Annotated in this window: 18 protein-coding genes; 11 read left to right on the top strand and 7 right to left on the bottom strand. The window is 71.8% G+C overall.

From position 1 onward, the window contains the following. Positions 1-22 precede the first annotated feature (22 nt). The 6 genes from recO to ACYQ8Q_RS15585 all read left to right on the top strand — a co-directional run bounded on the left by recO (position 23) and on the right by ACYQ8Q_RS15585 (position 9762). Positions 23-772 (top strand): DNA repair protein RecO, encoded by a 750-nt coding sequence (gene recO / locus ACYQ8Q_RS15610; protein WP_460065445.1) that lies wholly within the window; start codon positions 23-25, stop codon positions 770-772. Between the two features lie 17 nt (positions 773-789). After that, positions 790-1641, top strand: coding sequence for an isoprenyl transferase (locus tag ACYQ8Q_RS15605; RefSeq protein ID WP_460065443.1), 852 nt, complete (start codon positions 790-792; stop codon positions 1639-1641). Between the two features lie 179 nt (positions 1642-1820). Continuing rightward, a complete protein-coding gene (locus tag ACYQ8Q_RS15600) occupies positions 1821-2999 on the top strand; it encodes a lipase family protein (RefSeq protein ID WP_460065442.1) in 1179 nt (392 codons plus the stop codon). Then, positions 2987-5305 carry a VMAP-C domain-containing protein gene (locus ACYQ8Q_RS15595; RefSeq protein WP_460065441.1) on the top strand — a complete coding sequence of 773 codons (2319 nt, stop codon included), beginning with the start codon at positions 2987-2989 and terminating at the stop codon, positions 5303-5305. The genes ACYQ8Q_RS15600 and ACYQ8Q_RS15595 overlap by 13 nt, the downstream gene beginning before the upstream one ends. Next, entirely contained in the window at positions 5305-6333 is a 1029-nt protein-coding gene (locus tag ACYQ8Q_RS15590; RefSeq protein ID WP_460065439.1) for an AAA family ATPase, read from the top strand. Before ACYQ8Q_RS15595 ends, ACYQ8Q_RS15590 begins: the two co-directional genes overlap by 1 nt. Positions 6334-6336: 3 nt before the next feature. Further along, a complete protein-coding gene (locus tag ACYQ8Q_RS15585) occupies positions 6337-9762 on the top strand; it encodes a caspase, EACC1-associated type (protein ID WP_460065437.1) in 3426 nt (1141 codons plus the stop codon). Positions 9763-9816: 54 nt separating this feature from the next. Here the strand turns inward: ACYQ8Q_RS15585 and ACYQ8Q_RS15580 are convergent, their stop codons facing one another. From ACYQ8Q_RS15580 to ACYQ8Q_RS15565, 4 genes are read right to left on the bottom strand one after another with little or no spacing between them, the layout of a single operon-like run. After that, entirely contained in the window at positions 9817-10233 is a 417-nt protein-coding gene (locus ACYQ8Q_RS15580; protein WP_460065436.1) for a Fur family transcriptional regulator, read from the bottom strand. 59 nt (positions 10234-10292) lie between these two features. Further along, on the bottom strand, positions 10293-11195 hold the full coding sequence (locus ACYQ8Q_RS15575; protein WP_460065435.1) for a metal ABC transporter permease: 903 nt from the start codon (positions 11193-11195) through the stop codon (positions 10293-10295). After that, complete coding sequence (locus ACYQ8Q_RS15570) at positions 11195-11962, bottom strand: metal ABC transporter ATP-binding protein (protein WP_460065434.1); 768 nt, start codon at positions 11960-11962, stop codon at positions 11195-11197. The genes ACYQ8Q_RS15575 and ACYQ8Q_RS15570 overlap by 1 nt, the downstream gene beginning before the upstream one ends. 20 nt (positions 11963-11982) lie before the next feature. Beyond that, positions 11983-12939 carry a metal ABC transporter substrate-binding protein gene (locus ACYQ8Q_RS15565; protein ID WP_460065433.1) on the bottom strand — a complete coding sequence of 319 codons (957 nt, stop codon included), beginning with the start codon at positions 12937-12939 and terminating at the stop codon, positions 11983-11985. Positions 12940-13121: 182 nt separating this feature from the next. Between ACYQ8Q_RS15565 and ACYQ8Q_RS15560 the strand changes: the two genes are divergently transcribed. Beyond that, positions 13122-14504, top strand: a complete 1383-nt coding sequence (locus ACYQ8Q_RS15560; protein ID WP_460065432.1) for a glycine--tRNA ligase — start codon at positions 13122-13124, stop codon at positions 14502-14504. 53 nt (positions 14505-14557) lie between these two features. Here the strand turns inward: ACYQ8Q_RS15560 and ACYQ8Q_RS15555 are convergent, their stop codons facing one another. Next, positions 14558-15649, bottom strand: a complete 1092-nt coding sequence (locus ACYQ8Q_RS15555; protein ID WP_460065431.1) for an endonuclease/exonuclease/phosphatase family protein — start codon at positions 15647-15649, stop codon at positions 14558-14560. A gap of 209 nt (positions 15650-15858) precedes the next feature. Between ACYQ8Q_RS15555 and ACYQ8Q_RS15550 the strand changes: the two genes are divergently transcribed. The 4 genes from ACYQ8Q_RS15550 to ACYQ8Q_RS15535 all read left to right on the top strand — a co-directional run bounded on the left by ACYQ8Q_RS15550 (position 15859) and on the right by ACYQ8Q_RS15535 (position 22432). After that, positions 15859-16869: an aldo/keto reductase gene (locus ACYQ8Q_RS15550; RefSeq protein ID WP_460065429.1), complete on the top strand. Its 1011-nt coding sequence runs from the start codon at positions 15859-15861 to the stop codon at positions 16867-16869. Positions 16870-16894: 25 nt separating this feature from the next. Beyond that, a complete protein-coding gene (locus ACYQ8Q_RS15545; RefSeq protein ID WP_460065428.1) occupies positions 16895-17518 on the top strand; it encodes a TetR family transcriptional regulator in 624 nt (207 codons plus the stop codon). 69 nt (positions 17519-17587) lie between these two features. Beyond that, positions 17588-18508, top strand: coding sequence for a UTP--glucose-1-phosphate uridylyltransferase (locus tag ACYQ8Q_RS15540; protein ID WP_460065427.1), 921 nt, complete (start codon positions 17588-17590; stop codon positions 18506-18508). A gap of 291 nt (positions 18509-18799) precedes the next feature. Continuing rightward, a complete protein-coding gene (locus ACYQ8Q_RS15535; RefSeq protein WP_460065426.1) occupies positions 18800-22432 on the top strand; it encodes an NACHT domain-containing protein in 3633 nt (1210 codons plus the stop codon). On the opposite strand, the gene ACYQ8Q_RS15530 is transcribed toward ACYQ8Q_RS15535, so the two are convergent. Beyond that, positions 22329-23477: a serine hydrolase domain-containing protein gene (locus tag ACYQ8Q_RS15530; protein ID WP_460065425.1), complete on the bottom strand. Its 1149-nt coding sequence runs from the start codon at positions 23475-23477 to the stop codon at positions 22329-22331. The genes ACYQ8Q_RS15535 and ACYQ8Q_RS15530 overlap by 104 nt on opposite strands. 67 nt (positions 23478-23544) lie before the next feature. Further along, a complete protein-coding gene (locus ACYQ8Q_RS15525) occupies positions 23545-23763 on the bottom strand; it encodes a hypothetical protein (protein ID WP_460065422.1) in 219 nt (72 codons plus the stop codon). Positions 23764-23817 lie beyond the last annotated feature (54 nt).

Raw genomic sequence — 23817 nt, 5'->3', positions numbered from 1 at the left:
AGCGGTGCCGCGGTGGTGTGCGATGAGTCTCTTCCGGGACGACGGCATCGTCCTGCGGACCCAGAAGCTCGGCGAAGCCGACCGCATCATCACGCTGCTCACCCGCGGACACGGCCGGGTGCGGGCGGTGGCCCGCGGGGTGCGGCGCACGAAGTCCAAGTTCGGCGCCCGCCTGGAACCCTTCTCCCACGTCGACGTGCAGTTCTTCTCCCGGGGCAGCGAGCTCGTCGGACGCGGGCTGCCGCTGTGCACCCAGAGCGAGACCATCGCGCCGTACGGCGGCGCCATCGTGACCGACTACGCCCGCTACACCGCCGGCACGGCCATGCTGGAGACCGCCGAGCGGTTCACCGACCACGAGGGCGAGCCGGCCGTCCAGCAGTACCTGCTGCTGGTCGGGGCGCTCAGGACCCTGGCCCGCGGCGAGCACGCCCCGCACCTCGTTCTCGACGCGTTCCTGCTGCGCTCCCTCGCCGTCAACGGCTACGCGCCCAGCTTCGACGCCTGTGCGAAGTGCGGCATGCCCGGCCCGAACCGGTTCTTCTCGGTCGCCTCGGGCGGCAGCGTCTGCGTCGACTGCCGGGTGCCCGGCAGCGTCGTACCCTCGCCGCAGACCCTGGTACTCCTGGGCGCGCTGCTTACGGGAGACTGGGAGACGGCGGACACGGCCGAGGCCCGGTACGTCAGGGAGGGCAGCGGGCTGGTGTCCGCGTATCTCCATTGGCACCTGGAGCGCGGGCTGCGCTCGCTCAGGTATGTAGAGAAGAGCTAGAGGGAGACGAGAGGCACATGGTCGTACGCGGGTTCCTGGGGCGGCAGCGCAAGGAGTACAGGGCGCCGGAGCCGCACCCGTCCGGCGCCCGCGCGCCGAAGCTCCCCGGCGAGCTGGTCCCCGAGCACGTGGCGATCGTCATGGACGGCAACGGCCGCTGGGCCAAGGAGCGCGGACTGCCCCGCACCGAGGGCCACAAGGTCGGCGCCGAGCGCGTCCTCGACGTCCTCCAGGGCGGTGTGGAGATCGGTGTGCGGAACATCTCGCTGTACGCCTTCTCCACGGAGAACTGGAAGCGCTCGCCCGACGAGGTCCGCTTCCTGATGAACTTCAACCGCGACTTCATCCGCAAGACCCGCGACCAGCTCGACGCGCTCGGCATCCGGGTGCGCTGGGTGGGCCGGATGCCCCGGATGTGGAAGTCGGTCGCCAAGGAACTCCAGGTCGCCCAGGAGCAGACCAAGGGCAACGACCGTCTCACGCTCTACTTCTGCATGAACTACGGCGGCCGGGCCGAGATCGCCGACGCCGCGAAGGCCCTCGCCGAGGACGTCAGGGCGGGCCGGCTCGACCCCTCCAAGGTCAACGAGAAGACGCTCCAGAAGTACATGTACTACCCCGACATGCCGGACGTGGACCTGTTCCTGCGCCCCAGCGGCGAGCAGCGCACCTCCAACTACCTGATCTGGCAGAGCGCGTACGCCGAGATGGTCTTCCAGGACGTGCTGTGGCCGGACTTCGACCGCCGTGACCTGTGGCGGGCGTGCGTGGAGTTCGCCTCCCGGGACCGCCGTTTCGGCGGCGCGATCCCCAATGAGGAACTCCTGGCCATGGAAGGAACAAGGGAAGGAACAACCGAGGACCAGTAGGTCACCCGGTGGCCGCCGGGCGTTCATCCGGCCCACCGCGACAGCCACGGCACCAAGGCCCCGTACCAAACCGGGACCGATTCCCCCGGATCGCCCCGCGCGGCCCGGCACCCCCCATTAGCATCGGCGCATGGCCGTGCGGCGAAGCCCGGTCACGTGCGTCCGCGGGGTGGGGGATCGTGCAACGCTCAGTGGTTTTCGTCCATGGCACCGGTGTGCGCGAGAAGTCGTACGACAGGACGTACGCGACGGTGCACGCGGAGCTGGCCGGGCTGCGGCCCGGGGTCGGGGTACGGGGCTGCTTCTGGGGGCGGGAGGCCGGCGCCGGACTGGCGCTGGACGGTGCGAGCATCCCCGGCTATTCGGAGTCCCGCGGAGGCCGGCGCGCGGAGGACGAGGACATCGCCGTATGGGGCGTCCTCTACCGGGATCCCGGCTACGAGCTACGCCTGCTCGGCCTGCGCCCGGCCGCCGTCTCGGGGATGGACCGCGGCCGGAGCAGTGGACAGAAGCTGCTCGACGAACTCTCCGGCTACGCCCCCTCCGCCCAGGTGCGCGACGCCTTCGCGGCCCACGGTCTGAGCGACGCCCTGGACCGCGCCCTGCGCAGGGTCACCGAGTCGCCGGAGCTGCGGGACGCGGCGGTCACCGCCGACGAGGACGGCCACGAGCACCGGCACGCCTTCGCCAGGGCCGTCGTGGCAGCGGCACTCGCGGACGCCGTGGACGCCGGAGCCGATGCCCCGGACGGCCTTCGACGGGACGCCCTGCTCACCCTGATCGGCGCCGATCTGCACAGCCAGGGACGCACCCTCGCCGGAACGGTCGCCAAGGCCGCCGCCGCACCGGCACTCCTCGCCCTGACCTGGCACGCCCGCCGACACCGGGGCGCACACAGCGACGGCGCGCTCGTGCCCGCGGTCGGTGACATCCTGCGCTACCAGGCGCGCGGCCTCGCCCTGCGCCGGCTGATCAAACGCACCATCGAGCACGCCCCCGGCGACGCCGTCACCGTGATCGCCCACAGCCTCGGCGGTGTGGCCTGCGTCGACCTGATGGTGGAGGAGCGGATCGACCGGGTCGACCAGCTGATCACCGTCGGCTCCCAGGCACCGTTCTTCTACGAGATCGGCGCCCTGGTCTCCCTGGAACATCCCCGGCAGCCCCCCGCTCACTTCCCGCGCCGCTGGCTCAACCTCTACGATCCGCGCGACCTGCTCTCCTTCCGTGCCGCGCAGGTCTTCCCGGCCGTCGCCACCGACCACGAGGTCGACAACCGCCAGCCGTTCCCGTTCGCGCACAGCGCCTACTGGGGCAACCGCGAGGTCTGGGACGCGATCGGCACATGGCTGGGCTGAGAGACGCCGACGACCCCGCGCGCGTCCACGCCGTGGTCGTCGGCATCGAACGTTATCCCCGGCACTCCGGCTGGGACCTGCCCGGCGCGGTGGACGACGCCCTGCGCTTCCACAGGTGGCTGCGCAAGGGAGGGGTGCCCGAGGCCAATGTCCAGTTGCTGCTGGCACCGGGGGAGGACAGCCGCGTACGGCTCGACGCGCTGGCCGGGGAACTCACCTGGCGGCAGACCTGGACCCGGGACCAGCTCATGGACGCGTTCACCGAGGGCCTCGACCGGCGCACCGGCGACCTGCTGTACGTCTTCTGGGGCAGCCACGGAGTGCTCGGCCAGGGCGATCGCCGACTGCTGCTGTGCCCGGACGCCTCCCCCAAGGACAAGCGCTGCCTCGACACGGCCAACCTGATGGAGTACCTCCAGCGGGACGACCTCACGGGATTCGGACAGCAGGTGCTCCTGTTCGACTCGTGTGCGACCTTCCTCGAGCACCACAACCAGTCGACGGGTCCCGCCGTCGCGGGCTTTCCCACGGTGCGCCGACGCCGTGTCGAGCAGTTCGCCGTGTGCGCGGCCGCTCCCGGCCAGGTCGCGGAGAACGACCCGGCGCTGCGCAGCGGGGTCTTCTCGAAGGCCATGCTCGACTGGCTGGAGACGCACGCCACCGCCGGTCCGAGCCCCGACCTGGCCGCACTCGTCGCCCACGTCCGGGCCGAGACGCCCGAGACGCAGACCCCGGTCAGCATCGAGGTCCGCGCCCTGGACGGCTCCAGGGAGCAGCTGCTGTGGCCGGGCCGGGCCCCGCTGCCCCCCTCGACCGACCGGTCCCGGCTTGCCCTCGCCCTGCACGACGCGCTGGGCGACGCGGATCTGAGGGCGCGTTGTGTGGAACACCTCGCCGTGCAGTGCCCGGACGCCGCCCTGGGGGCGTGCCCCTCCGACGAGCGGATCGCACACGTCCTGCTCACGGTCGAACGGGCCATGGCCGCCCTCGTGGAGGTCGTGCACACCCGGAACCGGCAGGCCGCCGACCAGTTGCTGGCGCTGGGACGCACACACGGCATGCCCGGCCTGCTGTCTCCCCTCGAGCACCGCTCGCTGCGGGAGCTGTTCGGCCGGACACCACAACTGCCGCCGACGGCACGGGTGATCGCGGCCGTACGAGCAGCCCAGCCCTTGGCGAAGGCCTGGCTGCCGCCGCCCGCCGCGGAGGAGACGGACGGACCCTCCGTCGACCAGCTCATGGCCTGCGTGGAGCACTTCGAGGAACTCACCGGCGGACAGAGCGTGGCACATCCGGGACGACAGCTGGTGCCCGCCGTCGTCCGTTTCACCGAACTGCTCGCCGCGCTCGTCCCCGCGCTCCGCAGGGAACTCCAGGACTGGGCGGACCGGGTGGCCCACCGGCTCGGCGTCGACGGCGGTGCTCTGGCCGAGCGCCGTGCCGAGGCGCTGTCCTGGCCGGACTCGCTCGGACCGGCGGCCGGCCGGCCCCGTGTCCTCGCGCAGCTGGACGCGGCGCCACTGGGCTCGGCCGACGACGAGGACGACCGCTACACGTGCGTGATGTGGGTCGACACCGGCGCGGGGGACCTCGTACAGGCTGCGGAACAGAGCATCGAGCCCCTTTCCTCCCGGGGCGTGGTGCGCCGGATAAAGCGGACGGTGAAGCTGCTGCGCGCGGAGACCGAGGAGATCCCGGTCGTGGAGATCCTGCTCCAGCCGGACGCCGTACAACTGCCCGTGGACGCGTGGAACGGCGCCGACGACGGCGATGCGCTGCCCTACCTGCTGGGTGTGGAGTGGGCGACCGCACTGCGCTGTGCTCCGCTGGCCGACGCCGAGCGGGAGGAACAGCGCCAGGAGGGACTGAGGAACCGCCGCGCGGGGCGGTACAACGACACGGTGGTCTTCCTCGACGACGGGCATGCCAAGGGATACGCGGGCTACGGAGCCCTGATGGCGGACGTCCGCGCGGCCCGCGCCGTGGTGCGGGCGGGCCCGGACGGCCGGGACCGGCTGGTGCAGGCGGCGCTGCGGCTCGGCTACCCCGTCGTGCTGTGGGACCGGCAGGCGCCGGCCCAGGTCCCGGACGTGCACTTCGACGCGCTCCGCCCCGAGCGGGCCGTGGACGGGCTGCCCTGGCGGATCCGGGACTACCGGGCCCAGGCGTGCATGAACCCGGCGGCCCATCCCGCGTGCCCGGCGGCGCTGCTGGAATCCGCCGACCGCCCCCTGCCACCCGTCCTCTCCCTGACCGGACTCTCCGACCCCGCAGCCCGTTCCGACCCACCAGAGGCGAACCCCTGATGACCTCAGAGACCTCAGAGACCGCAGAGACCGCAGAGACCGCAGAGACCCCAGCATCCGAAACGGACCACGGCGCCACCGCCGCGGACGAGAACTGGCGGCTCTTCCGAGGAGACGGGCAGCAGCGCACGGTCGCGATTCCCGCGGCCCCGCCCTGGCGCCGCTTCGCGGCCGCCGAAGGCGGGACCGCCCCGGCCGGGGCCCCCTACGTCATCGGCCGGGAGGAGACCGACGTCGTCAACGCCGCCATCCATCTGCGCCGGCCCCTGCTCGTGACCGGCCACCCCGGCACCGGCAAGTCCTCGCTGGCCACGGCCATCGCGCACGAACTCGACCTGGGCCCCGTGCTGCACTGGCCCGTCAACAGCCGCTCCACGCTCCAGGACGCCCTCTACCGCTACGACGCCATCGGCCGGCTCCAGGAGAGCAACCTCGCTCGGGATCCGGACGGGACCCGGTCCGGCATCGGCTCGTTCCTCAGGCTCGGCCCGGTGGGTACGGCGTTCGTCGCCGCGAACCGGCCCCGGGTGCTGCTCGTGGACGAACTCGACAAGGGCGACATCGATCTGCCGAACGACCTCCTGACCGTGTTCGAGGAGGGCACCTTCGAGATCCCCGAGCTGTCCAGGCTGCCCGAGAACCAGGCGGAGGTCGACGTCCTCACCGCCGACCCGCACACCACGGCGCGAGTGACGCGGGGGATCGTACGCTGCGCGGAGTTCCCGCTGGTCGTCATCACCAGCAACGGCGAGCGGGACTTCCCTCCGGCGTTCCGCCGCCGCTGCCTGCCCCTGCACCTCGGGGACCCGGACGAGGCGCGGCTGCGCGGGATCGTCGAAGGCCATCTCGGGCCCGACGCCCTCGCCGACGCCGGTGACCTCGTCATGGCGTTCCTGGCCCAGCGGGCGGTCGGGGAACTCGCCACCGACCAGCTCCTCAACGCCGTGTTCCTGCGCCGGGGCGGGGCCCGGCTGGACGCCGACGGACTGCTGAAGACGGTGTTGCACCGGCTCAACGCGGACGGCTGAGCCATGTTCGAGGAGCTGCGGAGGGTACTCGGACAGGAGGCCGGGCTGCCGTCCCTGGGACAGGAGGAACTCCTCGACATTCTCTGGCTGGCGGCACGCGTCCCGTCCGGCCCGGTGGCCCCCCTGGCCGCGCATGTCCCGCCCGACGCCGACCCGGAGTCCCCGGACACCGAGGACTCCTCGCCCGGCGCGGAGCCGGACCCGAACGCGACCCCACCCCCCTGTACCACGGCAGGAACGGGACCGGGCAACGCACGCAGAACCGCCCGCCCGGTCCCCCAACTGCCGGTCGTCTCCGGGCCCCTGACCGCCGAACCGCCGACCGGAGCCCTGTGGACCCCCGGCGTCCGGGCCCTCGGCCCCACCCTTGCCCTGGGCCGGGCCCTGCGTCCGCTCAAACGGCGCGTCCCGAGCCGCCGCCGCAGTGAACTCGACGAAGCGGCCACCGCCGATCTCCAGGCCGACACCCGCACCCCGCACCTGGTGCTGCGAGCCCGGCCGGAGCGATGGCTGCGGCTGACCCTGATCATCGACGGCGGTGTGTCCATGCCTCTGTGGCAGCGGCAGTGCGCCGAGCTCCAGGGCCTCTTCGAACGAAGCGGCGCCTTCCGTCAGGTGGAGACCTGCCAGATCCGCTACGACGGCGAGGGCGCGGAGGTCCGGCTCGGCCGCCCCTGGACGACCGTGACGCCGACCCGGCCGGCGGACACCGTCTGCGACACCGCCGGCCGGACCATGGTGCTGGTCGTCACCGACGGTGCGGCGGCCGCGTGGCGCGACGGACGCCTGCGGCCGGTGATCGAAGCCTGGGCCCGCTGCGGCCCCACGGCGGTGCTCCACACCCTCCCCCGCCGGCTGTGGGCGGGCTCCGGCGTACGGGCGGACAGCTGGCAGGTCGTCTCCCCCCGTCCCGGCGCGGCGAACACGGCCTGGACCGTGACGGACCGGGTGCTCCCCCCGAGCGTCGCACCGCCTCCGCCGGTGCCCGTCCCCGTCCTGGAACTGACCCCGGCCGGCTTCTCGACCTGGGCCGTGCTGAACACGGTCGTCGGCCGACCGATCCCGGCCCGCCTGTGGGCTCCCGAGCCGAGCCACACACCGGCCGCACCGGTTCGCGTCTCCGTCCGGGACTTCGCCCGCGCCGCCTCGCCCGAGGCCCTGCGCCTGGCCGCGCATCTGGCGGCGATGGCTCCGGTCACCGTGCCCGTGATGCAGCTCGTCCACTCCTGCCTCGACCAGCGCCAGGACACCGCGCCACTGGCCGAGGTCTTCCTGGGCGGCCTGATCCAGCCCGTGGAGCCCGAGGACACCGGCCTCACCGGACGCCACCGGCTGTTCGACTTCACCCCGGAGGCCAAGGACCTGCTCCTGGACGCCGTCCCCACCGCGGAACTCCTCGCGTGCAGCCGCCGTGTGGGGGAGCGCATCGAGAGCCTGACCGGCCGTTCGTCGGACTTCCCGGCCTGGCCGCTGGACCGGAGCGAGACGGGAGAGGCCGCGCCGTTCGCGTACCTGGGGCCGGCGATGCAGGCCCGGCTGGGGGTGCCGGACTCGTCCGCCGACGGGGTGGTCCTCTCGCCGCAGGCCGAGGAGACGGCGTCCGTGTGGGTGCCGGACGAGGCATCCGCCGAGCTCCCCCGCTGGGACCACGTCATGAGCCTGGTGGACACGGCGGCCGGGTCACCGGACGAGCCGCCCGCCGGGGTGCGCTCCCGGTTGCGCGAGCAGTATGTGGACGCGTTGCTGTCCCGGTGCCCCGCGGAGGTCCGGAGCGCGTTCGCCCGGGTGCGCGGCGTTCCGCAGGACGCCGATGTGCTGCTCCTGCATCTGCTCAGGTACATCCACGACGAGCCCGCCGCGACGCGGAAGAGCGAGGCGGAGATCGCCGGGGACCTGCTGCGGTATCTCGACGAGCGGGGCCTCCGTCTCGAACGCGAGCGTCGTCTTCCAGGGGAGGGGGTGCGCCGGCCCGACCTGGTCTGGCACGGTGACGGCTGGACCTGCCCGGTGGCGATCGAGCGGGCGGCCTCACCCTTCGGCTGGTCGGCGCCCTGGGACACCTTGACGGTGCCGGCCTTCCTCCTCGCCGTGGACGACGACGAGAAGCCGGACGGACGCGTCCCGTTCGAGGAGTGCGTCGTGGCCTGGCCGGACCGGTCGCTCATCGGCCTGCGCCTGCAGAACCGGGCCCCGACCGGCTCACCGGGCTCGCCGGGAACCCGCAGGATCTGCATCGCCGTCGACATCGTCGGATACGGGAAGATGGACCGCCGCACGGGACGGCGGATGCAGGAATCCCTCCACGACGTCCTCGACCTCGCGTTGCGGATGACGGGGGTCCCCCGCCGTTTGTGGGTCCGCCAGGACCGTGGTGACGGCACACTCGTCCTGCTGCCCCACGGGCTGGACGAGGCGAGGGCGGTCCGCGGCTTCGTGGACGGCCTCGCACAGGGGCTGCGGCATGTGCGCGAGCGCGGAGTCCGGATGCGCCTGCGGGCCGCTCTCGCCCTGGGTGCCGCCGGCGTGAGCGAGCGGGGCGCCGAGGGGGAAGCCGTACTCCATGTCGCCCGCCTGGCCGACTCGGCCGCGCTGCGCCGGTCACGGGCCGACTGCGCGCTCATCGTGTCCGAGTCGCTCTACGAGAGCGTGCCCGAACTCCACGGCCGCCTCCAACGGGTGCGGATCGAGGAGAAGGCGCTCCGGACCTGGGCGTGGCTGCGGCCCGACCCGCCCCGGCTGCCCGACCCGGATCGCTCCAACGCGGTGCTGATCGGGGTCGGCGCCTACACCGAACTGCCCCGTCTGCCGCAGGTCGGCGTGGGGCTGCGCGAGCTGTCGCTGCTGTTCACGGATCCTTCGGAGGGCACGTTCAGCGGGTCGCGTACGACGGTGCTGCCGGACCCGGACGACGGAGCGGCGGTCCTCGGCGTCGTCGCGCATGCGGCGAGCTCCGCCGAGGACACCTTGCTGGTGTACTTCGCGGGACACGGCCTGTACGACTCGGTCTCCGGCGAGCTGAGCCTGGCTCTGCGCCGCAGTCGTCCGTACGCGCCCGTCACGGGCGTGCCGTTCGACGACATCCGCCGAGTGGTCCTCGGCAGTGCGGCCCGGCACAGGATCGTCATCCTGGACTGCTGCTACAGCGGGTCCCCGGGGCCCCACGGCGTGCCCGGGGTGTTCAACGTTGTGCCGTCGGACGATGTGACCGTCCTGGCGGTGTCGGCTCCCCCCGGGGACGGGTGCATGGCGCTGACCGGGGAGCTCGTCGACGTCCTGGCCGCCGGTCTGGACGACGGGTCGGAGGTCGTCTCGCTGAGGGGGCTGCACCAGGAGCTGCGACACCGGCTCAGGGCCGCCGGTCTTCCCGAGCCGACGCTCAGATCCCACGACGACGGCGAGATCGCCCTCGCCCGCAACCGCGCCCGCTAGGCCGGGTCCGGCCGTGGCCGCTGCTTTCCCGCGACCTGAGCGGCCGGACACGACCTAGACGGCCGCCCCCGCGCACTCCGCGCAGGTCCCGAAGATCTCCACCGTGTGCGCCACGTTCACATAGCCGTGCTCCGCCGCGATCGCCTCCGCCCACTTCTCCACCGCCGGGCCCTCCACCTCGACCGCCTTGCCGCAGGTGCGGCAGACGAGGTGGTGGTGATGGTCGCCGGAGGAGCAGCGGCGGTAGACGGACTCGCCGTCGGAGGTGCGCAGGACGTCCACCTCGCCGGCGTCGGCGAGGGACTGGAGGGTGCGGTACACGGTGGTCAGGCCGACGGAGTCGCCCTTGTGCTTGAGCATGTCGTGGAGTTCCTGCGCGCTGCGGAACTCGTCGACCTCGTCCAGTGCCGCCGCGACGGCGGCGCGCTGCCGGGTGGCACGGCCCTTCACGGGCGGTCCAGCGGTCGTCACCGTTGCCTCCTCACGTCTGCGGCTTGCCGGGCCATTGTGCCAGCCCGGCCTGTGCCGAGTCAGACACCGACCCCGTCGCCCGTCCCCCGGGTGGCCGGAATCGTGCACTCCGCGGGGTCTCCGGCCGGGTGGGCGGCGGCGGCCGCGCGGGCACGGCGGCGGGCCAGGGGGGCGGCCAGCGCGCCGAGCGTGAGGAACGCGGCGATGGTCAGCAGCACGATCGTCGCGCCGGGCGGGACGTCCTGGTAGTACGAGGTGACCGTGCCGCCGATGGTCACGCTCACGCCGATCGCCACGGCGATCGCGAAGGTCGCGGCGAAGCTGCGGCTGAGCTGCTGGGCGGCGGCGACCGGGACCACCATCAGGGCCGAGACGAGGAGCAGGCCGACCACGCGCATCGCGACCGTGACGGTCACGGCCGCCGTGACGGCCGTCAGCAGATTGAGGGCGCGGACCGGGAGACCGGTGACCCGGGCGAACTCCTCGTCCTGGCTGACCGCGAACAGCTGGCGGCGCAGGCCCAGGGTGACCAGCACCACGAAGGCGGCGAGCAGGCAGATCGCTGTCACGTCCGAGTCGCTCACCGTCGACAGGGAGCCGAAGAGGTACGAGGTGAGGTTCGCGTTGGAGCCGCCCGGCGCGAGGTTGATGAACATCACGCCGCCGGCCATACCGCCGTAGAAGAGCATGGCGAGGGCGATGTCGCCGCGGGTGCGGCCGTACCAGCGGATGAGTTCCATCAGCACCGCGCCGAGGACCGAGACCGCGGTGGCCATCCAGACCGGGGAGGCGGAGAGCAGGAAGCCGAGGCCGACGCCCGTCATCGCGACATGGCCGATGCCGTCGCCCATCAGGGCCTGGCGGCGCTGGACGAGGTAGATGCCGACGGCGGGGGCGGTGATGCCGACCAGGACGGCGGCGAGCAGCGCCCGCTGCATGAAGGCGTAGTCGAGGAGGTCCATCAGCTCAGCAGTCCTGTGCGCATCGGTTCGGCACCCGCCGGGGCGTGCGGGTGTACGTGGTCGTGGCCGGGCAGGGCGTGCTGGCCGACGGCCTTGGGCGGCGGGCCGTCGTGCTGTACACAGCCGTCACGCAGGACGACCGCCCGGTCGATCAGGGGTTCCAGGGGGCCCAGTTCGTGCAGCACGAGCAGGACCGTCGTACCGGCCGCGACCTGGTTCTTCAGGGTCTGTGCCAGGACCTCCTGGCTGGCCAGGTCCACGCCCGCCATCGGCTCGTCCATGATCAGCAGCTCGGGTTCGCAGGCGAGGGCGCGGGCGATCAGGACGCGCTGGTGCTGGCCGCCGGAGAGCGCGTCGACGTTGTCCCTGGCCCGGTCCACCATGCCGACGAGGTCCAGGGCGTGCCGTACGGCCTCGCGGTCGCCCTTGCGGAAGACGCCGAAGCGGGTGCGCGAGAGGCGGCCGGAGGAGACGACCTCGGTGACGGTGGCGGGGACGCCGCCGGCGGCCGTGGTGCGCTGGGGGACGTAACCGATCCGCGCCCAGTCCCGGAACCGCCGGCGCGGGGTGCCGAACAGCTCGATCTCGCCGGAGCCGACCGGCACCTGGCCGATGACGGTCCGTACGGCGGTGGACTTGCCGGAGCCGTTGGCGCCGAGCAGCGCGACGACCTCACCGCGGTGCACGGTGAGGTCGATGCCCCGCAGGACCGGGCGCGAGCCCAGGTCGGCGCGGACCCCGCGCAGGGAAATGACGGGCTCGGTCATGCCGCTCTCCGATCGGCTGGTCACTTGGCTCCCAGGGCCTTCTGGAGCGCCTTGAGGTTCGCCTGCTGGACCGAGAAGTAGTCCTTGCCGCGGGACTTGTCCGTGATGCCCTCGATCGGGTCGAGGACGTCCGTGGTCAGTCCGGCGTCGGAGGCGATGGTCTTCGCGGTCTTGTCGCTGACGAGCGTCTCGTAGAACACGGTGGTGACGCCGTCGGCCTTCGCCATCTTCTCAAGCTCCTTCACGCGCGCGGCGCTGGGCTCCGACTCGGGGTCGAGGCCGTTGATGGCCTCCTCGGTCAGGCCGTAGCGCTCGGCGAGGTAGCCGAAGGCGGCGTGGGTGGTGACGAAGACCTTCGTCCTCGTGTCCGCGAGGCCGTCCTTGAACGCGGTGTTCAGGGCGTCGAGCCGCTTCACCAGGGCCGCGGTGTTCGCCTTGTAGTCGGCCGCGTGGTCCGGGTCGGCCTTCTCGAAGGCCTTGCCGACGCCCTCGGCGACCTGGGCGTAGCGCACCGGGTCGAGCCAGATGTGGGGGTCGAGGCCGGACAGCTCCTCGTTCTCGTGGTCGTCGTGCTCGGCCGCGTGGCCGCCGACCTCGTTGCCGTGCTTCTCCAGGGAGGTCAGCGCGGCGGCGTCGATCTTGGTCTTGACCTCGGACTGGGCCACCGCGTCGTCGACGGAGGGCTGGAGGTTCTTGAGGTAGAGCACCGCGTCGGACTCCTGGAGCTGCGCGGTCTGTTTGGCGCTGATCTCCAGGTCGTGCGGTTCCTGGCCGGGCTGGGTGAGACTGGTGACGTGGACGTGGTCGCCGCCTATCCGCTCGGCGAGGAAGGCCATCGGGTAGAACGACGCGACGACGTCGAACTTGTCCGTGTTGCCGGCGGCACTCGCCCCCGAGCAGGCGGTGAGGGTGCCGAGCCCGAGGGCGGCGGTGGCCGCCATGGCTATGCCGGATATGTGCTGACGCCGTACGTTCATGACAGTCATTTTCAACAAATATGGAAACCGTTGTCAACAAGCCCGGTCAAGGCCGGGTGAAGGGCTGGGTAAGGGCTGGGTAAGGGAACCGATTTGATTCAGGGGGAGCCCCCGCCGGTACCCTGAACCATTCGCTGGAAGCATCTCGCTTCGTCGCCCGTCGTCGTTATGAAGAGAGCACCGTGGCCGCCGACAAGATCGACACCATCGTCAGCCTGAGCAAGCGCCGTGGCTTCGTATTCCCCTGTAGTGAGATCTACGGCGGCCAGCGTGCCGCCTGGGACTACGGACCGCTGGGTGTCGAGCTCAAGGAGAACCTGAAGCGCCAGTGGTGGCGCTACATGGTGACGTCGCGCGAGGACGTGGTCGGTATCGACTCGTCCGTCATCCTGGCCCCCGAGGTCTGGGTCGCCTCTGGTCACGTCGCCACCTTCTCCGACCCGCTGACCGAGTGCACCTCCTGCCACAAGCGGTTCCGCGCGGACCACCTGGAGGAGGCCTACGAGGCCAAGCACGGCCGTCCCCCGGCGAACGGCCTGGCCGACATCAACTGCACCCACTGCGGTACGAAGGGCCAGTTCACCGAGCCCAAGCAGTTCTCGGGTCTGCTCGCCACCCACCTCGGCCCGACGCAGGACACCGGCTCCATCGCCTACCTGCGCCCCGAGACCGCCCAGGGCATCTTCACCAACTTCTCCCTCGTGCAGACCACCTCGCGCCGCAAGCCGCCGTTCGGCATCGCGCAGATGGGCAAGTCCTTCCGCAACGAGATCACGCCCGGCAACTTCATCTTCCGCACCCGCGAGTTCGAGCAGATGGAGATGGAGTTCTTCGTCAAGCCGGGCGAGGACGAGAAGTGGCAGGAGTACTGGATGGAGCAGCGCTGGAACTGGTACACCGGCCTGGGCCTGCGCGAGGAGAACATGCGGTGGTACGAGCACCCGAAGGAGAAGCTCTCCCACTACTCCAAGCGCACCGCTGACATCGAGTACCGCTTCCAGTTCGGCGGCAACGAGTGGGGCGAGCTGGAGGGCGTCGCCAACCGCACCGACTACGACCTCTCGGCCCACTCCAAGGCCTCCGGCCAGGACCTCGCGTTCTACGACCAGGAGGCCCAGGAGCGCTGGACGCCGTACGTCATCGAGCCCGCGGCCGGTGTCGGCCGCGCGATGCTGGCGTTCCTGCTCGACGCCTACGTCGAGGACGAGGCGCCCAACGCCAAGGGCAAGCTGGAGAAGCGCACGGTCCTGCGCCTCGACCACCGCCTGGCTCCCGTGAAGGTCGCGGTCCTGCCCCTTTCGAGGAACCCCGAGCTGTCCCCGAAGGCCAAGGGCCTCGCCGCCGCGCTGCGCCAGAACTGGAACATCGAGTTCGACGACGCGGGCGCGATCGGCCGCCGCTACCGCCGCCAGGACGAGATCGGCACGCCGTACTGCGTCACGGTCGACTTCGACACCCTCGAGGACAACGCCGTCACCGTGCGCGAGCGTGACTCCATGAAGCAGGAGCGCGTCTCCCTCGACCAGATCGAGAGCTACCTGGCGGGCCGCCTGATCGGCTGCTAGTCCACCGCCGGCACCGGCCCCGCACCCCTCACGGGATGCGGGGCCGCTGTGTTTCAGAGGTCCAGGTCCGCGTACAGAGCCGCGTGGTCGGAGGCCTGGGTCGCCCTCGACGTGACCGTCTGGAACGGCTTGAACGTCTTCGGTTCGAAGGTGCCCCGCCGTTCCACCTCGACGTGCTCGATGCGCTCGAACAGCCCCGGCGGGAACAGGAGGTAGTCGATCTTGTCCTCGTCCTGTGTGCCCGGTCCGTGGGTGCCCGGGTCTCCCGTGTAGCTGGAGTGCGTCATCGCGTCCTTGAGGCCGGCTCCCAGGAGGGTCTGGACCGGGGGGCTGGCCATGAAGTCGTTGAGGTCGCCGGCGACGAGGACGTGGTCCGACCGCAGGAGCGCGGCCTCGTAGATCTCCCGGACGCGCTTGGCCTGGCGGGCCCGGAGTCCGGCGCCGCCACCGCGCTTGCTCTTGAGGTGGTTGCCCAGGATCCACAGGGGCGTGCCGTTGAGTGCGATCTCGAACTCGGGGCAGTCCCGGCTGAAGAGCCGCAGTCCGCCCTGCCCGGGGTCGAAGATGTGCGACCGCACCGAGGTGATGGGGTGGCGGCTGAGGATGCCCACGTCGATGCCGCGGGGGTCGTTGCCGTCGATCAGCAGGTTGAACGGGTACGGCTGGTGCCCCAGCGTCTCGCCGAGGACGTTCTCGTTGAAGCGCTCCAGGGCGAGGCGGTCCTCCACCTCCACCATGAGCAGGATGTCCGCGTTGACCTCGGCCACCACACGCCCGGTGTTCTGGACAGCCGGCCAGCTGAGGTCGTCGCGCACGAGCTGGGCCCAGCCGGCCCAGTCCCCGCGGCCGCCGGCGTCGACCGTGACGGGGGGACCGTCGTCGAAGAGTCTGCCGCCCTTCCCCTTCAGCTCGTTGACGAAGAACGGCCGGGGGCTGTCCGGCGTGGAGTTGAGGACCTGGTGCTCCATGACGATCGCGAGGATCCGCTCCTTGTCGTTCTTCGTGTAGCTGTCCTTCTCCAGGAGGGACACGAGTTCGGCGAAGTCGGCGAGGACCTTGTCGCGCTGGGTGTCGCTCTCCAGGGCGAAGGCTTTGGGGCGGCGGAAGAGGTTCTCCGCGTTGAAGGTGCCGATGCGAATGGACATGACGCGCCTCCCGCGGCGGCGCTGGGCCGCACGGCCGGCGGCAGGCGCCGCCGAGGTGACTGCACGCCGACACTCACCATTGTCCGGGTCGCGGGCTCCGCCGTCGTGTCGAAGGGCGGGGAGCGGCGGGCCCGCGCGGGGTGACGGAGCTGACAGATATCAGCTGACAGATGTTGAAATCTGTCAGCCATGATGTCAGGGTGGAGTGCATGACGATCCCCACCCGCCCCCTCGGCAGCACCGGCCCCCGTGTCTCCGCCCTCGGCCTCGGCTGCATGGGCATGACCGCCCTGTACGGCGAAGCCGACCGCGCCGAGTCCCTCGCCACGATCCACGCCGCACTGGAGGCCGGCGTCACCCTGCTGGACACCGGCGACTTCTACGGCATGGGCAGCAACGAACTCCTCATCGCCGAGGCCCTGCGCACCGCGCCCGCCGCCCGGCGCGAGCAGGCCCTGCTCAGCGTGAAGTTCGGCGCCCTGCGCGGCCCGGACGGCTCCTGGCTCGGCTACGACGGACGGCCCGCCGCCGTCAAGAACTTCGCCGCCTACTCCCTCCAGCGCCTCGGCGTCGACCACCTCGACGTCTACCGCATCGCCCGCCTCGACCCCGACGTCCCCGTCGAGGAGACGGTCGGCGCCCTCGCCGAACTCGTCGAGCAGGGGTACGTCCGGCACATCGGCCTCAGCGAGGTCGGCGCCGAGACCATCCGCCGGGCCGCGGCGACCGCCCCGATCGCCGACCTCCAGATCGAGTACTCGCTGATCTCCCGCGGCATCGAGCGCTCGATCCTGCCCGTCACCCGCGAACTGGGCATCTCCGTCACCGCGTACGGCGTCCTCGGCCGCGGCCTGATCTCCGGACACTTCACGGCCGAACGGCAGCTCACCGCGGGCGACTTCCGGGCCTTCTCGCCCCGCTTCCAGGGCGAGAACCTCCGGCACAACCTGACGCTGGTCGAGGCGCTGCGCGAGATCGCCGACCGCAAGGGCGTCTCCGTCGCCCAGACCGTGATCGCCTGGGTGCTCGCCCAGGGCGAGGACATCGTCCCGCTGATCGGCGCCCGCAGCCGGGAGCGGCTCACGGAGTCGCTGGGCGCCCTGGACGTCGTACTCGACAAGGCGGACCTCGCGGCGATCGAGGAGGCCGTGCCCGCCGACGCGGCGGCCGGCGGACGCTATGCGCAGGCGGCGATGGAACACCTCGACAGCGAGCGGTGAGCACCCCGCCCGGTACCGTCTGACCATGGCTCCGCCGCAGACCTCCGAGATCCTGACCCCCGAGCGCATCCTCGAAGCGACCGAGGAGGTGCTGCGGCGCCACGGCCCGGCCAAGGCCACCGTGGTCGACGTGGCCCGCGCGCTCGGGGTCAGTCACGGCAGCGTCTACCGGCACTTCCGCACCAAGGCGGCGCTGCGCGAGGCGGTCACCAAGCGATGGCTGGACCGTACCTCCGAGGCCCTCGCGGGCATCGCCGCCGACGCAACGCGCGCCCCGCGGGCCCGGCTGCGCGCCTGGCTCGCCGCCCTCTTCGAGGCCAAGCGGCGCAAGGCGGGCGACGACCCCGAGCTGTTCGCCACCTATCTGGTGCTGACCAAGGAGAGCGGCGAGGTCGTCCGCGAGCACATCGCCGACCTCACCGGCCAGCTCGGGACGATCATCACGGCGGGCGTCGAGGCCGGCGCCTTCGACGTCCCCGACCCGGCCACCGCCGCCCGCGCCGTCTTCCACGCCACCGCCCGCTTCCACGACCCCGGCTACCTCACCGTGTGGGAGCGGCCCGAGGCGCAAGGAGACTTCGAGGCGCTGGTGGACCTGCTGGTGAGGGGTCTGGGCACCGGACAGGCGGCCGACACCCCGGCGGACTAGAGTGTGCGGCCGACCACGCGCCGGACCGACCACCCCGCGCGCCACCGACACGAACCGGGAGAGACCCAGATGCCCCCGACGATCCGCAGGGCGGTGATCCCCGCCGCCGGACTCGGCTCCCGGCTGCTGCCGCTGACGAAGGCGACGCCGAAGGAGATGCTCCCGGTCGGCGACAAGCCGGTGATCGAGCACACCGTGCGCGAACTGGTGGACTCCGGCATCACGGACATCACCATCGTCGTCTCCGGCGGCAAGTCCCTCATCCAGGACCACTTCCGCCCCAACCCCGCCCTCGTCGAGCAGCTCCGCGCCGACGGCAAGCCCGCCTACGCCGACGCCGTCGAGGAGATCGCCGAGCTGGCCCGCCGGGGCCACATCACCTACCTCGACCAGCGCGGCCCCTACGGCAACGGCACCCCGGTCCTCAACGCCGCCCGCTCCTTCGGCGACGAACCGGTCCTCGTGCTGTGGCCCGACGACGTGTTCGTGGCGGAGGTCCCCCGCGCCCAGCAGCTCATCCGCGCCCACGAGCAGACCGGCTGCCCCGTCCTCGCCCTCATGCCGATGGACCCCGCCGACTCCCAGCGCTACGGCGTCCCCCTCGTCAAGGAGGACCTCGGCGGCGGCACCCTGCGCATCACCGGCCTGGTCGAGAAGCCCGAGCCGGACGCCGCGCCCTCCTCCTACGCGGCCATCGGCGGCTATGTCATCACCCCCGGCATCGTCGACGAACTCCGCGAGCAGACCCGCCGCTGGTACGAGCACCGCACCGGCGAGATCTACCTGACCGACGCGATCAACGCCTACGCCGCCACCCGCGCCGTCTACGGCCAGGTCATCCAGGGCCGCTGGTACGACACCGGCAACCCCGCCGACTACCTGATCGCCCAGATGGCCCACGCCCTGGCCCACCCCGAGTACGGGCCGCGACTGCGGGGGCTGGTCAGCGACCTGGACGCCGACACCGCAGAACCCCGAGCAGCTGAGTGAGGACACGCAGGGCCGCCTGCCGGCGAGAGGGCCGACGGGACCAGACGGCCGGCAGCACCACACCGGCGTAGAGCGCGAGGAAGACGAGAACGAAGGGGAACAGGGGGAGGGCCGGGAGCGTCGTCATGGCAGCTTCCTCAAGAGTCGGTGACCGTTTCGCCGGTCACGACGATCCTCCGTCCCCGCCGTCGCTCGGCTGGATTCCGACGCACCCCGAACGTCCTTCGGAAGCCGCAGGTCACGCCGTACGCTTCGGATGAGTTCGCCGAACCGCGCCGAAGGGGTTGGGAGTTGGCCGATCAGCCCACGGGACCTGTCGGGGACTTCTGCGCCGAGCTGCGGCGGCTGGTGCGGGCCTGCGCCGTGGCCCAGAAGGACATCGCCAAGTCCCTTGAGGTGCCGCCGTCCTCGGTCTCGGAGCTGCTGGGCGGACGGCGCCGCACTCCCCCGGAGTGGGACGTCGTGCGGGGAGTCGTGGAGCTCTGCGCGCGACGGCAGCCGTCCTCGCCTGTTGCACTGCCACCGGGCGTACGGCTCGACACCCCGTGGTGGAAGGCGCGTTACGAGAATTTGATCTGGGTCTTCGAGAACGGCCCCGTGCGGTCCATCCCCGAGCCACGGTCGGCAGCCGTCCGGGTGGTAACCGAACTCCCCGAGGCCACGGACGTCTTCGCAGCCTCCGCCATGGACGCCTCGGGGGCCGTGCTCGTCCTCACCGGCGGTGACGGAGATCTGGCCTACGCACTGAAGAAACAGCTGTCCAAAGAGGGCGAGACAGCGCAGGCGCTCGGCGTCCTGCTGGACCGATTCCCCGAACGGGTGCGGGCCGCGCACGGAGTGCGGCGGGCCGCGCTGCTCCAAGCCGCGCGGGTGGTTCTGGTCTCGGTGGCGGTGGCCGACACCGGCGTGCGCCCGTTCGTCGAGGGCGGCAGACGCTCGGTCACGGGCGGTGCGGCCCGTGCCTACGGTTGGCCTGTCGCCGCCGGGGAACCCGACGAAGCCCCCGCACTGCCGGCCGACCCCGCCTTGCGGCAGGGCATCGAACTGGGCAGGATCGAGTCCCCGGACGACCGGCGCCTGCTCCACACCTATGTGTCCCTCGCCGGGCCCCTTGCCGCCGAGTGCCCCGAGTTCGCGCTCGCCGCCGGGCTCCCCGGGTGCCTGGACAGCGAGCGGGCGGGACTGGCCGGACTCGGTTCGACGCTGGGACGCTTCGCGGATCGGGCCGACCTGCTGCCCGCGGCCCGCCCACTGCTGGACGGACCGATCACCGACCTCGACGTGCGCGGCCCGGTCCTGCCCAGCCTGGCGGACGGCTATGTCAATCCCCGCTACCGACTCGCCGGACCCGGTGAGACGAACCTCCAGCAAGGTGCTGCTTCCGACAAATGGTGGCGGGACCAGCCGCTCCACGACGACATCGAACGTTTCCTCGCCGCCCACCTCATCGGTCTTCCCGCACTGCTCAGCCCACTGATCGTGCTGGGCCATCCGGGCGCGGGCAAGTCCCTGCTCACCAAACTGCTGACGACCCGCCTCCCCGCCCGCGAGTTCCGCGCGCTCCGGGTCGAGTTGCGGCACACGCCCGCCGACGCCGACGTACAGACACAACTGGAACACGCGCTCCGACGCGCCACCGGACGGTCCGAGGCATGGCCCGACTGGGCGGAACACGAACCGGACTCGATCCCGGTCGTCCTCCTCGACGGCTTTGACGAGCTGCTCCAGGCGGGAGCGCAACGCCTGGATGCAGCAAGGCAGTTCGCTTACCTCCGGGACGTCGAGTGGTTTCAGCGCCGGGAAGCGGAAGCCGGGCGTCCGCTCGTCGTGGTCGTGACGAGCCGCACGGTGGTGGCAGCCCGCGCGGAGATCCCGGAACAGAGCCCGGTGTTGCGGCTGGAACCCTTCGACACCTCGGAGATCGAACGCTGGCTGGCCGCCTGGAACGAGACCAATCTGCACTACCTGGAGCGGCACGGCCTGCGCTCGCTGTCCCTCGACGCCCTCGCACCGCACCGGGACCTCGCGGCCCATCCGCTCCTGCTGCTGATGCTCGCGCTGTACGACGCGGACGACAACGCCCTGTACCGCGGCCGCGACGAGAACATCAGCCGCACCGAGCTCTACGACCGGCTGCTGACGACGTTCGTCCGCCGTCAGCTCGTCAAGGACGGTCCACTGCCCGCGTCCGTCGAACAGGAAGCTCTGGACAGGGAGTTGCACCGACTATCGGTCATCGCTCTCGGGATGTTCCAGCGGGGGGCCCAGGCCATCGCCGGTGGCCAGGCCGAGGACGACCTACGCGCCCTGGCGGACGGCGGCACCGGCGACGACCTTCTCTTCGGCCGTTTCTTCTTCGTGCACGAGGCGCAGGCGGTGGTCGCCGAACAACGGCTGCGGAGCTACGAGTTCATGCACGCGACCTTCGGCGAACATCTGACCGCCCGGCTGATCGAGCGGGCACTGCGCCGGTTGCCGTCGCTGCTTCCGGACGACGGTGAGCTGTACGCGCTGCTGTCCTACACCCCGCTCACCGACCGGGCGCAGGTCGTGCAGGACCTCACCGACATGATCGCCGGCTGGGAGAGGGGGCAGCGGTCGGCGCTGCCCGGCCTGCTCGCCGTACTGTTCCGGGAGGCCCCGTGGGAAACGCCCCACCGCGGTGGGCCCGCGTATGCGCCGGCCCGGCGGACGAGAGCGCACCAGGACGCCGTCTACACCGCGAACCTGCTGCTGATCGCGGTGCTGGCGTCCGGAGAGCTCGACGCGTCGAACTTCCTCGGTCCCGACGACCTCGCCGACCGCTGGCGTCGGCAGGCGCTGGTGTGGCAGTCACAGATGTCGCCCGAGTCATGGGACCTGTACACGTCCGCACTGCAACCCGGACGGATCTGGTCCAGAGACGACGTTCCGCGCCAGGACCTGCGTCTCGGCATGCGCCGAGTGCCGGTGGACCGGCCCGACCTCAGCTGGCCGCTCGGCTTCCCCGAGAGCGGGGTGCTCTCGACGGAACCAGGTCCGGAGGCCGTGCGTGGCACGGCACGCCGAGTCCTGTTCGTGGGAGACCGAGACGCGGAACTGCTCTTGGACGTGGCCCGGCCCGTCCTGCAGCAGCTTCCGAGCGCCCTACGGGTCCATCCGGTCGACCGGGAGGGCGCCATCCGGTCGGTGGGGCAGACGGTGGCGGCCCTGCTCCTCCATGACCCGCGCGATCCGGCGGCGCTGCCCGGTCGCTTCCTCAGCTGTCTGGGTGCCCTCACCGCTCTGCCACCCGAGGAAGCGGAGTCCGTGCTCGGCCTGGTCTGCGAACGACTCGCCTACGACGTCGGTGAGTTGTCCGACAAAGACCTGCGGACCGTGCTGGAACGTCTGAACCGCCGCCTCAGAGGAGGCCTGCGCCCGCCGAGACCGACACTGGCGAACTGCGTGGGGCAGGTCCTCGGGCGAGGCGACCATCGACTCGGGGAACAGGCCGCCGCCCTCATCGAGCGGGCCGTCCGGCACATGGACCTGGTGACGCTGACCCGGGCGGGTCGCTCCGCCCGGTTCTGGCATCCCCTCCACGGGGTCTGCCCAGACGATCTCGACGCGCTTTTCGACGCCTGCCTTCCCGATCCGACCGAGGCTGCCCGCCACCCCCACGAGGTCGTCGAGCTGCTCCGTCTCGCCATCGACCTGGGCCTGACCGACTGGCTCGCAGCCCATGTCGCCGAGCTGCTCGTGCTCCTTCCCGACAACGCCTTCGACCTCCTCCGCCCGTGTGACCTCGGTCCCCTGCGCGAGGCCCTGCCGGACGGCGGCTACGACTACGAGAAGGAGTTCAGGCAGATCGAGGAGAGCTACCGGCCGTACACCGCCAGAAGTCCCGCATCAGCGGAGTCGGCGTCGGGTTCTCCATCGCCACCTGGGTCAGCAGGATCGTGACCGTGTCCGTGGCGGGGACGAGGTGGGCCGTCGTGCCGGTGCCGCCGACCCAGCCGTAGCGGCCGGGCACGTTCCAGGGGGCCAGGGGAGCGATGTCGACCTGGCCGCCGTAGCCCCAGCCCTGGCCCTCCAGGAACAGGGCGCCCCCGTCCCGCTGACCGGCGTCGAGGTGGTTGCTCGTCATCCGGCTGACCGAGGCGGGGGAGAGCAGTCCGCCGCCGCCGTCCAGGAGGAGCCGGGCGAAGGCCAGCCAGTCGTCGGCCGTGGAGACCAGGCCCCCGCCGCCCGAGGGGAACGCGGGGAGCCGGCTCCACTGGCCGTCCGGGTGGTCCGTCACCTCCAGCGCCCCGGCGCCGTCGGGACGGTACGCGGTCGTGAAGCGGTCCCGCCTCTCCTCGGGGACCTCGAACGCCGTGTCCTTCATGCCCAGCGGCTCCAGCAGCCGCTCCGCCAGGAAGTCGGGGAGGGGGCGGCCGGAGGCGCGTGCGACCAGGATGCCCTGGAGGTCCGACGCCGTGCCGTACAGCCAGGCCTCGCCGGGCTGGCGCAGCAGCGGGACCCGGGCCAGCTCGGCCAGCCAGACGTCCGGGGCGGGGTACGCCTGCGGCGCCCGCCCGTCCCTCTGCACCCCGAACAGCGCCTGCACCGCCGGGAGCGCGAAGTCCGACGGGAAGCCCCAGCCGGGACGGGAGGACAGCAGGTCCTCGACCGTGATCGGCCGGGCCGCCGGGACCACGTCCGTCACGGGAGCGGACGGCGTGCGCACCACCAGCGGGCGGGCCAGCTCCGGGAGCCACTCCGCCACCGGCGCGTCGAGCCCCACCACGCCCTCGTCCACCAGCATCAGCAGCGCGGCCGCCGTCAGCGGCTTGGTGATCGACGCGATCCGGAACAGCGAGTCCCGGACCATCGGGGCGGAGCCGTCGGCGTCGACCGAGCCCACGGCGACCACCTCCACCTCCTCGCCGCGGGCCACCAGGCCCACCGCCCCGGGAACCGTCCCGTCGTCGACGTACCGCCGCAGGGTGGAGTGAAGGGTGCTCATGGCGTCGGCCTCCCGGAAGGTACGAGTCGTCACTCTCGCCCGCTGTGACTCCCCGCGCATCCGGAACTCATCGCTGGGAAGCCCCCTCCGACGGATCCACCGTCGCCTGATGGGCCTCGGCGAGATGTTCCGCCGCCTTCAGCCAGGGCAGGAACTGGGCACCCTGGCGCCAGCCACAGGTGTCGCAGCTGATGGTGCGCTGTACGCCCGTCCGCCGTACCCGGACGACATGCTCGCGTCCGTGCTGGTCCCAGCGGCTCACCTTGCTCTGATCGATCTGCGGCATGACGTCTCCAGCGTCGCTGTCCCGGCAAACCTCGGCCAGCAAGGAGTGTGCAGC

The sequence above is a fragment of the Streptomyces sp. YKOK-I1 genome, assembly GCF_054660435.1.
This window is presented reverse-complemented; position numbering and strand designations above follow the sequence as displayed.